Raw genomic sequence first — 15,392 nt, 5'->3', positions numbered from 1 at the left:
GCGTTTGAAGACTTTGCCAATGAGCTGAGTGGAAACACTCCGGAGCTCAGCGTTCAAGAGAGTTCTCCCGCATCTGACCCAGCGCCTACCCAAGAAGCTGAAGTGCCAACAGAAAGCCTTCCGCTTGGTGCTGCCCGCGGGCAGGTGCATGAAAACTACATTATCGCGCAAACATCTGATGGCATGGTGATCGTAGACCAACATGCGGCACATGAAAGACTGGTCTACGAGAAACTTAAACAACAGATGGCGAAAGATGGCATCGCTGCCCAGGTACTTTTGATTCCGGACATCGTGGAGCTTTCGGATGAAGATTGCTCTCGACTAATGGAAATGGCTGAGGAGCTTAGTGGTGTGGGCTTGACCATCGAACAATTCGGGGGAAGTGCCATCGCTGTGCGAGAGACGCCCGCTATTTTAGGTGAAGTCGATGCGCGCTCCCTACTTCTCGACGTTTTGGACGAGCTCTCAGACCAAGGTGAAAGCCAAATCGTACAAGCAAAGATTGATGCCATCCTCAGTCGTGTCGCTTGCCACGGATCTATTCGATCGGGGCGTTGGATGCGCGCAGAAGAAATGAACGCTTTGCTACGTGAAATGGAGGCAACACCTCATTCTGGCCAGTGCAACCACGGGCGGCCAACCTATGTGGAACTGAAACTTGCCGATATTGAAAAGCTCTTTGGTAGAACTTGAAAACCTCAACAGGTTCACAGTCTCTGACAGTTCAGTTTCCAGACATTTGTGTATTGCGTGCTCTGCCTGCTTACAGTGGTGTTGTGTTTGCCCTCAAATTGGCTTTCGTTGATGGCAATTGTCGCCATGTTGATAGACGGTATGGCAGTAGCGTACACACCCGCTCAGCCAAAGGGAAAGCGTGAACTTGGGCGTGTTGGCGGGCAACGGGTCGCTGGCCGGAGTTGATGGTGATGTGCGTGAAGTCTTGTTTTAGTTTCTGTGCAGATTGCAGAAACACCATAAATTTTCCTATCGTTCCAACCGGATTGATTGGATTCTGGTGTTGGTGCGGTTGGGGAGGGGGGTGTGATCTTACCTGAGACGGCAATCCCAAGGAGAAAGGAATTCGCCTCGCTGACCATTTAGGATGCTGACTTAAGCCTCACGTGGTTACGCTTCGGTATCTCCACAATTCTCCGCGCCCCGAAAAAAACGGGGCTTCACTTAAGACCTGGCCAGGCACAAGCCAGTAGATGAGTACAGTATGTGATTTCGTTTGGTGATTGCTCGCAGAACTCAATTGAAGGTGGCCCGTTGGGTTCAACACCTCCGAAGCATAGTCAAAATCTATCATTAAATAGAAGTTGGGAATTGGAACTTCAGCGCAAGGTCGTTGAATGTACTCGTTACAAAAATACCGTGTGAGGTAAGCGGCGTCCTGAAGGAAATGGTATCAATACGAGTAGTGCATTGGTCCGCTGAATAAATAAATGGGCATGATCAAAATTGACCGACTTTAGAAACTGGGAAGAAGGTTCCCCGCCTGCCTCACTCTCCAATGACGAACGGTCTCGGCCTTTACCGCCGACGATTTTGGCTTGCTTCCTTGCTTGTATTGTGGGGCCCGTTTCAGCGCTATCAGCCAACCAGGGTCAAGAGCTGTTGTGAGCGGCGAACTGCACGAATTGAATCAACGTTTTCTGAGCAAATTTAGACCTACCTTGACCCCAAGGTGCTTACCAAAGGCACAAATAGTGCATCCAGAAATCCTACTTGGTGCTCCGCTGCGGCAGCCGCAAAGAAAAATTGTCTATTTCTATCAAAGAGTTCCCATATCAGCAGTATCTGGGGCAAAAATTCTTGGAAATGCGACCGGGCTAAAAACTGAACCCCTACGCAAAAATTAGAGCCACCTAACTCATGAAGCCTCAATCCTTTATTTCTCAACCCGCCCGACATGAACTACGCGAGGCCCGCAATCAGGGTTTGACCTTCCTGGCACTGGCATTGCTCTTCAGCGTTTTTGTCAACCTGCTGATGCTGACGGAACCGTTGTTCATGTTGCAGGTCTATGACCGTGTTCTGTCCTCGCGTGCCGTCGAAACTCTGACGGCTTTGTTCCTGCTGGTCGCTCTGCTCTACGGCCTGATGGCGATGCTGGATTTTGCGCGGGGGCGTATTGTGGCGCGGTTTGGCGCGCGGTTTCAGTCGCAACTGGACGAGCGCGTGTTTGACGCCACTATGCGCCGGTCGCTGCATCCACAGGCGCGATCGGCGCCAGCCACAGCCCTGCGCGATTTGGAATCCATTCAATTCCTCTGTGCGTCGCCGGTGTTGTTGGCCGTAATGGACATTCCCTGGACACCGGTGTTTTTGGCGGCGATCTTTGTGTTCCATCCGCTGCTGGGATGGTTGTCAGTGGGTGGCGCGGTCCTGCTGATCTTGATTGCCTTGCTGAACCAGATGCTGACCCACCGCAAGGTGGCGCGCGCGCAGGGCATGCAGGGCGATATCTCCCTGCGCTGGTTGCGGCAGCGCACGGAGGCGTTGCGTCAGACGATTGCAGCCAGTGACTGGACCGGCAGCTTTACTGCCCTGACCAAATCACTGCGGCTTTTCCTGCAATCGGCCATGCTGGCCTTGGGGGCGTGGCTGGTGCTGCGCAATGAGCTGACCCCGGGGGCAATGATCGCAGGATCAATCCTGTTGGGCCGGGCACTGGCGCTGGTTGAGCAGGCGGTCAGGCAGTGGGGCATGATTGAGCGGGCGCGGACGGCTTGGACCTCTCTGAACCGGTTTCTGGAGCAGACACCGCCCGAGGCCGCAAGAACCAAACTCCCAATGCCTGAGGCCCGATTGGAGGCCAATGCCCTGACGGTCATCCCGCCGGGAGCCGGTAGTCTGGCAAAAGTGGGTCCGGCAAAACAACGCTGGCTAAAGCGCTTGCGTTGAGTTTTTTTCAGTCGCAGCGAATGTCTCCTTCGACAGGCCGCACCGCAGCGACGGATGTCTAAGGCGAACGGCAGGAATGGGCCGAGGCTGTGTGAAAGCTCCCAGACATGTTAGCCTTTCCGAAGGGCAGGCGGAGGCAAGCATGTTGGGTTTCATCGAAGGTCTCGACAGGGTGCAGACCACGCTCTTTCCGGAACGGTTGGAGCACTGAACCTGCTAGGATCATCTGGTCCGTGTCATGGACCTTTTGTTGATGAACTGGATCTGGCGACGGTTTGTTTCACCCGACATGCGCTTGATCGAGTGCGTGCGCCCCGGGTATCATCCAGCAGTTCTGCTCAAGCTCTTCCTCTAGGGCTATCTAGATTGCATCCCCTTCCAGCCATTGGTTGGAACGTGATGGCGGGCAGAACGTCGCACTGATATGGCTGACTGGGCAACTCGCCTTGACCAGAAGACCATTGCAGATTTCCGGCTCTACAATGGTACTTGTGGGGCTGTTTGGTTGGCCGTGTTGGCAAATTGCAAGCCTGACAGCGCGGGGGCCACCATAGCTGATGTCTATTTAAATATAGAATCCCGGTATTTTCCAATTCAGCGATCTGGTTCCACTGTTGGTTGAGAGTCGAATTGAGTGGCCGCATTTGCGGGCAATCACAGCAGCCCACCAGCTTGAATTGGATAAAGAAATGACCGTTTTGAACAACGCACCTGTTTTGACAGCTATATTGCCCAATAAGTCTTCAGCAGAAGATGAAGCTGTGAGCTTTGCACTGCCAGCGAATGCGTTCACAGATCCGGATGGCGATGCACTGACCTTAAGTGCGACGCTGCTTGGTGGTGCAGCCCTGCCGGACTGGTTGGTGTTTGATCCGGTTGCAGGGAGTTTCTCGGGCACACCGCCGCAGGACTTCAATGGCATATTGAATGTCACGGTGACGGCCAGCGATGGGTCTCTTTCATCCAGCGATGCCTTTGCGCTTGATATTACACCTGTCAACGATGCCCCTGTCGCGCTTGATGATATTGTTGGCACGAGTGAATTCCGTGTCAACGAATTCACCAATGAAACTCAAAGTAACCCGAGTGTTACAGCCCTCGCCAATGGCCATTTTGTCGTCACGTGGACGTCTAAGGACGGGCAGCAAGGCGATACGTCCGGTTCGGCCATCAAAGCCCGTATTTTGAACGCGGACGGCATTGAAATTGTCAGCGAGTTTCTGGTCAATGAGTTTACCAATGACAATCAAACGCGCCCGAGTGTTACGGTCCTCGCCGATGGGTATTTCGTCGTCACTTGGGAGTCTCTTGACCAGCAGCAGGGTGATACCTCTGGCAAAGCCATCAAGGCTCGTATTTTTGATACGAATGGCGCTGAGATTGTCAGTGAATTCCTGGTCAATGAATTCACCGATGGCTTTCAATGGATTCCGAGTGTTGCAGCCCTCGCCAATGGGAATTTTGTCGTTACCTGGACATCTGATGACGGGCAGCAGGGCGATACGTCTGGTGCCGCTGTCAAGGCCCGTATTTTCGACGCGAACGGTGTTGAGGTCGTCAATGAATTTCTGGTCAATGAGTTTACCAATGGCGGCCAAATCGGCTCGAGTGTAACAACCCTCACCAATGGCGATTTCGTCGTTACCTGGACATCTGATGACGGGCAGCAAGGGGATACGTCTGCTTCTGCCATCAAGGCCCGTATTCTCAATGAGAATGGTGTCGAGATTGTCGGTGAGTTTCAGGTTAATGAATTTACCGATAGCGATCAAAGTGCCTCGAGCGTTACTGCGCTCGCCAATGGCAATTTTATCTTCACCTGGACGTCTAATGACCGGCAGCAAGGGGATGCTTCTGGTTCTGCCATCAAGGCCCGCATCTTTGATGCGGATGGTAACGAGATCGTCAGTGAATTCCTGGTCAATGAATTCACCAATAACAATCAATGGCACTCGAGCGTAACAGCACTCGCCAATGGCGGCTTCGTCGTCACTTGGGAGTCTTATGACCAGCAGCAAGGCGATACTGGTTGGGCCATCAAGGCCCGCATCTTTGATGCGCATGGTAACGAGATCGTCAGTGAATTCCTGGTCAATGAATTTAACCATCTCGATCAAGTCAACCCGAGTGTGACAGCCCTCGCCAATGGCCATTTTGTCGTCACATGGGGGTCCGATGGCGGGCAGCAAGGCGATACGTCTAGTTGGGCCATTAAGGCCCGCGTTTTTGACGCGAATGGTGTTGCTCAAAGTCCCAATATTGTCACGGAAGATGCCGTCAGTTTGATTGATACAGCCACGCTTTTGTCCAATGACAGCGATGTCGACGGGGGGGATACGCTGACGGTGATAGCTGTGTCTGCCACAAGCGCGCATGACGCCATCCTGACGCTGAACACCGATGGAACCATCAGCTATGATCCAACTGGCGCAGATGATGTTCAGGCTTTGGCAGAGGGCCAAACCCTGACGGACACATTCACCTATACCGTCGGTGACGGCAATGGCGGGGAGAGCACCGCAAGTGTTTCAGTTGTCGTACACGGAGCCAACGATGCCCCTGTTTTGGCACTTGCATTGTCCAATCAGTCGTCCGCGGAAGATGAGGCCGTGAGCTTTGCACTGCCGGCGAATGCGTTCACAGATCCGGATGGTGATGCGCTGACCTTGAGCGCGACGCTGGTTGGAGGTGCAGCCCTGCCGGGTTGGCTGGTGTTTGATGCGGCTTCTGGGAGCTTCTCGGGCACACCACCCCAGGACTTCAATGGCATGGTCAATGTCACAGTGACAGCCAGTGACGGGTCTCTTTCAGAAAGCGGCACTTTTGCGCTTGATATTACACCGGTCAATGATGCGCCTGTCGCGGGTCATGATATTGTTGGCACGAGTGAATTCCGCGTCAACGAGTTCACCAATGACACTCAAAGCACCCCGAGCATTACTGCCCTCGCTAACGGCCATTTTGTTGTCACGTGGCGGTCTCTTGACCAGCAGCAAGACGATACGTCCGGCTCTGCGATCAAGGCCCGTATTTTTGACGCGAACGGCGTTGAGATTGTTAGTGAATTCCAAGTCAATGAATTTACCCACAACGCTCAACACGACCCGAATGTTACCACCTTCGCCAATGGCCATTTCGTTGTCACCTGGACGTCTGAAGACGGGCAGCAAGGGGATACGTCTGGTACTGCCATCAAGGCCCGCATCTTTGATACGAATGGTAACGAGATCGTCAGCGAGTTCCAGGTCAATGAATTTACCAGTAACGCTCAAGGCGCCTCGAGCGTTACAGAACTCACCAATGGCAATTTCATCGTCACCTGGGAGTCTCATGACGGGCAGCAAGGGGATACGTCTGGTACTGCCATCAAGGCCCGCATCTTTGATGCGGATGGTAACGAGATCGTCAGTGAATTCCTGGTCAATGGCTTTACCAGTGACGAACAAGGCAACCCGAGCGTGACAGCACTTGCTGATGGCCATTTTGTCGTCACCTGGCAGTCTCTTGACCAGCAGCAAGGGGATACTGATCTTACTGCCATCAAGGCCCGTATTTTTGACGCGAATGGCGTTGAGATCGCCAGTGAATTCCAGGTCAATGAGTTTACCAATAACGAACAAAGAAACCCGAGTGTGACAGCGCTCGCCAATGGCGATTTTGTCGTCACCTGGCGGTCTCATGACGGGCAGCAAGGTGATACTGATTGGGCCATCAAGGCCCGTATTTTTGACGCGAACGGAAGTGAGATCGTCAGCGAGTTCCTGGTCAATGAGTTTACCCATAACGCTCAAGGCGCCTCGAGTGTGACAGCGCTTGCCAATGGCCATTTCGTCGTCACCTGGTGGTCTGATGACGGGCTGCAAGGTGATGCGTCTCAAACTGCGATCAAGGCCCGCATTTTTGATGCGAATGGCGTTGAGATCGTCGGTGAATTCCGCGTCAATGAATTTACCGTTGGCTATCAAGGCAATCCGAGTGTAACAGCCCTCGCCAATGGCGATTTTGTCATCGCCTGGCAGTCCGATGACGGGCAGCAAGGTGATACGTCCGGTTCTGCCATCCAAACCCGCGTTTTCGATGCAAACGGTGTTGCGCAAAGCCCCAATATTATCACGGAAGATGTTGTCAGTTCGATTGATACAGCCGCGCTTTTGGCCAATGACAGCGATGTCGAGGGGGATGCGCTCACGGTGATAGCGGTTTCTGCCACGAGTGCACATGACGCCATCCTGACGCTGAACACCGACGGGACGATCAGCTATGATCCCACCGGCGCGGACGCTGTTCAGGCCCTGGCAGTTGGACAGACACTCGTTGACACCTTCACCTATACCGTCAGTGACGGCAATGGCGGTGAGAGCACTGCAAGTGTTTCAGTTGTCGTACACGGAGCCAATGATGCCCCTGTTGCGGCCCTTGCATTGGAGGATCGCTCTTCCGCGGAAGACGAGGCCGTGAGCTTTGCGCTGCCAGCCAACGCATTCACGGATGTAGATGGCGATGAGCTGACCTTGAGTGCGACGCTGACGGATGGTTCGGCGCTGCCGGACTGGTTGGTGTTTGATGCGGTTACGGGGAGCTTTTCGGGCACACCACCGCAGGACTTCCATGGCATGATCAATGTCACGGTGACGGCCAGTGACGGGTCACTCACAGCCAGCGATGCCTTTGTGCTTGATATCACACCGGTCAACGATGCCCCTGTCGCAGTTAATGATGTTGCGCAAAGCACCACTCCGGTCACAGAAGATGCTGTCACACTGATTGATAGCGCCACTCTTTTGGCCAATGACAGCGATGTCGAGGGGGATGCGCTCACGGTGATAGCGGTGTCTGCCATGAGTGCGCATGACGCGACCCTGACGCTGAACACCGACGGGACGATCAGCTATGATCCCACCGGCGCGGACGCTGTTCAGGCCCTGGCAGAGGGCCAGACACTTGTTGACACATTCACCTATACGGTCGAGGACGGCAATGGTGGTGAGGATACCGCAACCGTGTTCATCGTTGTGCACGGAACCAACGATGCACCCGTTCTGGCCCTCGCATTGTCTGATCGCTCTTCAGCGGAAGATGAAGCCGTGAGCTTTGCACTGCCAGCCAATACATTCATGGATGTGGATGGTGATGCACTGACCTTGACTGCAACGCTGACGGATGGTTCGGCGCTGCCGGGCTGGCTGGTGTTTGATGCGGCTTCGGGGAGCTTCTCGGGCACACCACCCCAGGACTTCAACGGCATGCTGAGTGTCACGGTGACGGCCAGTGACGGGTCACTCACAGAAAGCGGCACCTTTGCGCTTGATATTACACCCGTCAACGATGCGCCGGTCGCGGCCCTTGCATTGTCTGATCAGTCTTCAGAAGAAGACGCGGCCGTGAGCTTTGCATTGCCAGCCAATGCATTCACGGATGTGGATGGTGATGCACTGACCTTGAGCGCAACGCTGACGGATGGTTCAGCCCTGCCGGGCTGGTTGGTGTTTGATGCGGTTGCGGGGAGCTTCTCGGGCACACCACCGCAGGATTTCAACGGCATGCTGAGTGTCAAGGTGACGGCCAGCGACGGGTCACTCACAGCAAGTAGTGCCTTTGTGCTTGATGTTACACCTGTCAACGATGCCCCTGTCGCAGTGGATGATGTTGCGCAAAGCCCCACGCCTGTCACGGAAGATGGTGCCATCTCGATTGATATCGCCACGCTTCTCGCCAATGATAGCGATGTCGAGGGAGATGCGCTGACGGTGACAGCTGTGTCTGCCTTGAGTGCGCATGACGCGACCCTGACACTGAACACCGACGGGACGATCAGCTACGATCCCACCGGCGCAGAGGCTGTTCAGGCCCTGGCAGAGGGCGAGACCCTGATGGATACATTCACCTACACGGTCGAGGATGGCCATGGCGGTGTGAGTGTCGCAACCGTTTCAGTGGTTGTGCACGGAACCAACGATGCACCTATTCTGGTACTTCGATTGGAGGATCAGTTTTCAGCGGAAGATGAAGCCGTGAGCTTTGCACTGCCAGCCAATGCGTTCACGGATGTGGATGGCGATGCGCTGACCTTGACTGCAACGCTGGTTGGGGGAGCGGCGCTGCCGGACTGGTTGGTGTTTGATGCGGTTGCGGGGAGCTTCTCCGGCACACCACCCCAGGATTTCAATGGCATGATCAATGTCACGGTGACGGCCAGCGATGGCTCACTCACAGCCAGCGATGCCTTTGTACTTGATATCACACCGGTCAACGATGCCCCTGTCGCAGTGGATGATGTTGCGCAAAGTCCTGCTCCGATCACGGAAGATGGTGTCACTTCGATTGATATCGCCACGCTTCTCGCCAACGACAGCGATGTCGAGGGAGATGCGCTCGCGGTGATAGCGGTTTCTACCACAAGTGCGCATGGGGCCGCCCTGACACTGAACACCGACGGGACAATCAGCTACGATCCCACCGGCGCAGATGCTGTTCAGGCCCTGGCAGAGGGCGAGACCCTGGCGGATACATTCACCTATACGGTCGAGGACGGTAATGGCGGGGAGAGCACTGCAACCGTGTTGGTCGTTGTGCACGGAACCAACGATGCACCCGTTCTGGCGATTGCCTTGGTGGATCAGTCTTCAGCGGAAGATGAAGCCGTGAGCTTTGCACTGCCAGCCAATACATTCACGGATGTGGATGGTGATGCACTGACCTTGACTGCAACGCTGACGGATGGTTCGGCGCTGCCGGGCTGGCTGGTGTTTGATGCGGCTTCGGGGAGCTTCTCGGGCACACCACCCCAGGACTTCAACGGCATGCTGAGTGTCACGGTGACGGCCAGTGACGGGTCACTCACAGAAAGCGGCACCTTTGCGCTTGATATCACACCGGTCAACGATGCCCCTGTCGCGGCTGATGATGTTGCTCAAAGCCCCAATCCGATCACAGAAGATACTGTCACTTCGATTGATATCGCCACGCTTCTCGCCAACGACAGCGATGTCGAGGGAGATGCGCTCGCGGTGACAGATGTGTCCCCCACAAGTGCGCATGGCGCCACCCTGACGCTGAACACCGATGGGACGATCAGCTATGATCCCACCGGCGCAGATGCTGTTCAGGCTCTGGCAGTTGGTCAGACCCTGACGGATACATTCACCTATACGATCGAGGACGGCCATGGCGGGGAGAGCACCGCAAATGTTTCAATCATTGTGCACGGAACCAATGATACGCCTGTCGCAGTTGATGATGTTGCGCAAAGCCCTACGCCGGTCACCGAAGATGCTGTCACTTCGATTGATACAGCCACCCTTTTGGCCAATGACAGCGATGTCGACGGGGATGCGCTCACGGTGATAGCAGTGTCTGCCATGAGCACGCATGGCGCGGCCCTGACACTGAACACCGATGGGACGATCAGCTACGATCCCACCGGCGCGGACGCTGTTCAAGCCCTGGCAGAGGGCCAGACCCTGGCCGATACATTCACCTATACCGTCAGTGACGGCCATGGCGGGGAGAACCCCGCAACCGTGTTCATTATTGTGCACGGAACCAACGATGCGCCCGTTCTGGCAATTGCCTTGGAGGACCGTTCTTCCGCGGAAGACGCGGCCGTGAGCATTGCGCTGCCAGCCAATACATTCACGGATGTGGATGGCGATGCGCTGACCTTGAGCGCGACGCTGACGGATGGTGCGGCCCTGCCGGACTGGCTGGTGTTTGATGCGGTTGCAGGGAGTTTCTCAGGCACACCGCCGCAGGATTTCAATGGCATGCTGAGTGTCACGGTGACAGCCAGTGACGGGTCTCTTTCAGAAAGCGGCACTTTTGCGCTTGATATTACACCGGTCAATGATGCGCCTGTCGCGGCCCTGGCATTGTCTGATCAGTCTTCAGAAGAAGACGCGGCCGTGAGCTTTGCACTGCCAGCCAATGCATTCACGGATGTGGATGGTGATACACTGACCTTGAGCGCAACGCTGACGGATGGTGCAGCCCTGCCGGACTGGCTGGTGTTTGATGCTGCTTCGGGGAGCTTCTCGGGCACACCACCCCAGGACTTCAATGGCATGGTCAATGTCACAGTGACAGCCAGTGACGGGTCTCTTTCAGAAAGCGGCACTTTTGCGCTTGATATTACACCGGTCAATGATGCGCCTGTCGCGGCCCTTGCATTGTCTGATCAGTCTTCAGAAGAAGATGAAGCCGTGAGCTTTGCACTGCCAGCCAATGCATTCACGGACGTGGATGGTGATGCGCTGATCTTGAGTGCGACGCTGACGGACGGTTCAGCCTTGCCGGACTGGCTGGTGTTTGATGCGGTTGCAGGGAGTTTCTCAGGCACACCGCCGCAGGATTTCAATGGCATGCTGAGTGTCACGGTAACGGCCAGTGACGGGTCTCTTTCAGAAAGCGGCACTTTTGCGCTTGATATTACACCGGTCAACGATGCACCTGCCGTGGCTGACGACAGTGTTTCTCAAAGCCCCAATCCGATCATAGAAGATGTTGCCATTCTGATTGATATCGCCGCGCTCCTGGCCAATGACAGCGATGTCGAGGGAGATGCGCTGACCATGACAGCGGTTTCCGCGACAAGTACGCATGGTGCTGTCCTGACACTGAACACCGGCGGCGGGACGATCAGTACGGTCGGGTACGATCCAACCGGCGCAGAGGCTATTCAGGCCCTGGCAGAGGGCGAGACACTGACGGATACCTTCACCTATACCGTCGAGGACGGCAATGGCGGTGTGAGTGTCGCAACCGTTTCAGTGGTTGTGCACGGAACCAACGATGCACCCATTGTGGCAATTGCATTGGAGGATCGCTCTTCTGCGGAAGATGAGGCTGTGAGCTTTGCATTGCCAGCCAATGCATTCACGGACGTGGACAGCGATGCGCTGACCTTGAGCGCGACGCTGGCTAATGGCACGGCCCTGCCGGACTGGTTGGTGTTTGATGCTGCTTCGGGGAGTTTCTCGGGCACACCACCTCAAGACTTCAACGGCATGTTGAGTGTCAAGGTGACGGCCAGCGATGGCTCACTCAGAGCAAGCGATACCTTTGCGCTTGATATTACACCCGTCAACGATGCCCCTGTCACAACTGATGATGTTGCGCAAAGTTCTAATCCGATCACAGAAGATGTTGTCACTTCGATTGATATCGCCACCCTCCTGGCCAATGACAGCGATGTCGATGGGGATGCGTTCACGGTGATGGCTGTGTCTGCCATGAGTGCGCACGGCGCTGCGCTAACACTCAACACCGATGGGACCATCAGCTATGATCCAAGAGGCACAGATGCTGTCCAGGCCCTGGCACAGGGCGAGACCCTGACGGATACATTCACCTATACGGTCGAGGACGGTAATGGCGGGCAAAGCACCGCAACGGTTTCAGTTGTCGTACACGGAGCCAACGACGCACCTGTCGTAGTCGATGATGTTGCGCAAAGCCCCACTCCGGTCACAGAAGATACTGTCATCTCGATTGATATCGCCACCCTCCTGACCAATGACAGCGATGCCGAGGGAGATGCGCTGACCATGACAGCGGTTTCCACAACGAGTGGGCATGGTGCAGTCCTGACACTGAACACCAACGGGACCATCAGCTATGATCCAACCAACGCAGACGCTATTCAGGCTCTGGCAGTTGGCCAGACCCTGATGGACACCTTCACCTACACGGTCGAGGACGGCCAGGGCGGGCAAAACACCGCAACGGTTTCAGTGGTCGTACACGGAACCAATGATGCACCTGTCGTAGTCGATGATGTTGCGCAAAGCCCCACTCCGATCGAAGAAAATGTTGTCACTTCGATTGATATCGCCACCCTCCTGGCCAATGACAGCGATGTCGACGGGGACGCGCTCACGGTGTCAGCGGTTTCGGCCATGAGCACATATGGGGCCATCCTGACGCTGAACACCGATGGAACCATCAGCTACGATCCAACCGGCGCAGCTACTGTTCGGGCCCTGGAGAGGGACCAGACCCTGACGGATACCTTCACCTATACCGTCGAGGACGGCAATGGCGGGCAAAGCACGGCAACCGTCTCCCTTGAGGTCATTGGAGTCAATGATCCACCTGAGGGGCCATTTGCATTGGAGGATCGTTCTTCAGCAGAAGACGAGGCCGTGAGCTTTACACTGCCAGTGAATGCATTTGAGGATCCGAATGGCGATGCGCTGACCTTGAGTGCGACGCTTGCGGATGGTTCGGCCCTGCCGGACTGGCTGGTGTTTGATGCGGTTGCGGAGAGTTTCTCAGGCACACCGCCCCAGGACTTCAACGGCATATTGAATGTCATGGTGACGGCGAGCGATGGTTCACTTGCAACAAGCGAGACCTTCGCGCTTGAGATCACACCGGTCAATGATGCCCCGGAAGATCTCACCCTGACAGGTTCAGAGGTCCAGGAACACGACGCCGGGGCCGTGATTGGCATGCTCTCGGTCAGCGATCCGGATGTTGGCGACACGTTTACATATACTGTCGATGATGACCGCTTCGAAGTTCTGGGGAACACCTTGAAACTGAAGGACGGTGAAAGTCTGGATTATGAGAGCGAAACTCAGGTTGTCCTAACGGTCACAGCCACGGACTCGGGTGACCTTTCCACCAGTAAGACCTTCGCCCTTGATGTCGGGGATGTTTACGATCCGGTCGTCAATGTGACTGTCGTGCGTGACGCAACATCGACCGTTGCAACGTTGTCGGGCACCATGGATTACTACACGATGTCAACCGACAACGGTTATATTGAACTGCACGCTCTCGGAGGAAGCGCGGGGGTAGGCGGTGCTTACACGTTCCGCTTTGAGGATGATGGCGGGGAGTTTAATATCAGACTGGAAGCGGAGCAGCGGGTCAGCGATAATCTCGGTACGGACACGACAAGCGCCTTTGCCCGCTCCACAGCGCTTGTCAATGGTGGCTATGTGGTCACCTGGACAAGTAGTCAGGCCGATGCTGCGGGCTATGAGGTCCATGGCCGCGTGTTTTCCGAAAGTGGTACGCCTATTGGCGAAGAACTGGTGATTAATGCGACGTCCTCCGGAGATCAGTGGCTGTCTTCTGCGGCCGGTCTGAATGATGGCAGTTTCGTGGTGGTGTGGCTGTCGACCGATCAGGATGGTTCAGGCGAGGGCATTTTTGGCCAGCGCTTTGATGAAAGCGGCGTGCCCGTCGGAGACGAGTTTCAGCTCAACACCGAAACTGACGGACATCAGAGCTTACCTGACGTTGCTGCGCTGAACGACGGGGGGTTTGTTGCCGTGTGGTATTCGTACGGTCAGGATGGTGATCAGGGGGGCATCTTTGCGCAGCGCTTTAGCCAGGACGGCACGCCATCGGGATCCGAGTTCCAGGTGAACACGCATACTGCGGGGCAACAGATCTGGCCAACTGTCACCGTGCTTACGGATGGGAGTTTTGTCGTCAGCTGGCAGTCCGCGCTGCAGGATGGAGACCTGTTTGGTATCTATGGTCAGCGTTTCAACGCTGATGGAACCCCCCTTGGCTCGGAGTTCCAAATCAACACGCACACGGCAAGCGAACAAGGCGAGCCTTCAATCACGGCGCTGGAAGACGGGGGATTTGTCGTCACCTGGCAATCCTTTGATCAGGATGGTGCATTCTGGGGTGCCTATGGCCAAAAATACAATGCCGATGGCTCAGCAGCAGGTGGCGAATTCCAGATCAATACCGCCACGGAGTATAACCAGTACTGGGTTTCGGTGTCCGGGTTGCAAGACGGTGGATTTGTAGCAACCTGGACATCTTATGGCCAGGATGGATCTGGTGCCAGTATTCATGGTCAGAAATACGCCGCTGACGGCTCAACAGTCGGCGGCGAGTTCCAGGTGAACACGCAGTGGATCTATCACAACCAGATGTATCCCGATGTCGTCGGCCTGGAAGATGGCGGGTTTGCGATCAGCTGGCATTCGTATGGCCAGGTTAATACGCCTGACGGTTTTGAAATCTATTCTCAGCTCTTTGATGCGGAAGGCAACAAGGTCATCCGGACAATCTTTGACGGCGGTGACGGGGACGACACGCTCAATCTGTCTGCGAGCAGCAGCAACGAGACCCTTCTCGGCAAGACGGGGGACGATCGTCTCACGGGTGGCAGCGGTGAAGATGCTCTCTTTGGCCATGAGGGCATGGACACCCTCGCGGGCGGTGATGGCAACGACACCCTGACCGGCGGATCGGGAGACGACACCTTCGTCTTTGATCCCGGTTTTGGCGAGGATATCATAACCGATTTCGTGGCTGGTGCTGGGACGGAGGATGTCATCGAATTCAGGGGTGTCACCAACCTGGCCTCCTATGCAGACGTCCTGAACAGCGCGGCGGATGACGGCACCGACACAACCATCACGCTGGATACTGACAACAGCATTGTCCTGAAGAATGTCGTCGTGTCGGATCTGTCCTCCGACGATTTCCGGTTTCACGCGTAACGAACACGA

2 protein-coding genes and 1 pseudogene are annotated in these 15,392 nt (G+C 55.4%); all 3 read left to right on the top strand.

Annotated features, from left to right (window positions below):
* A pseudogene (locus Q1B13_RS25150) lies at nt 1-696 on the top strand (DNA mismatch repair protein MutL); the annotation flags it as partial.
* A 1,182-nt stretch (nt 697-1,878) separates the two neighbouring features.
* A complete protein-coding gene (locus Q1B13_RS25145; RefSeq protein ID WP_366871136.1) occupies nt 1,879-2,910 on the top strand; it encodes an ABC transporter transmembrane domain-containing protein in 1,032 nt (343 codons plus the stop codon).
* A gap of 689 nt (nt 2,911-3,599) precedes the next feature.
* Complete coding sequence (locus tag Q1B13_RS25140) at nt 3,600-15,383, top strand: tandem-95 repeat protein (RefSeq protein ID WP_299085457.1); 11,784 nt, start codon at nt 3,600-3,602, stop codon at nt 15,381-15,383.
* Nucleotides 15,384-15,392 lie beyond the last annotated feature (9 nt).

The sequence above is a fragment of the uncultured Ruegeria sp. genome, from assembly GCF_947489545.1.
GTDB lineage: Bacteria > Pseudomonadota > Alphaproteobacteria > Rhodobacterales > Rhodobacteraceae > Ruegeria.
This window is presented reverse-complemented; position numbering and strand designations above follow the sequence as displayed.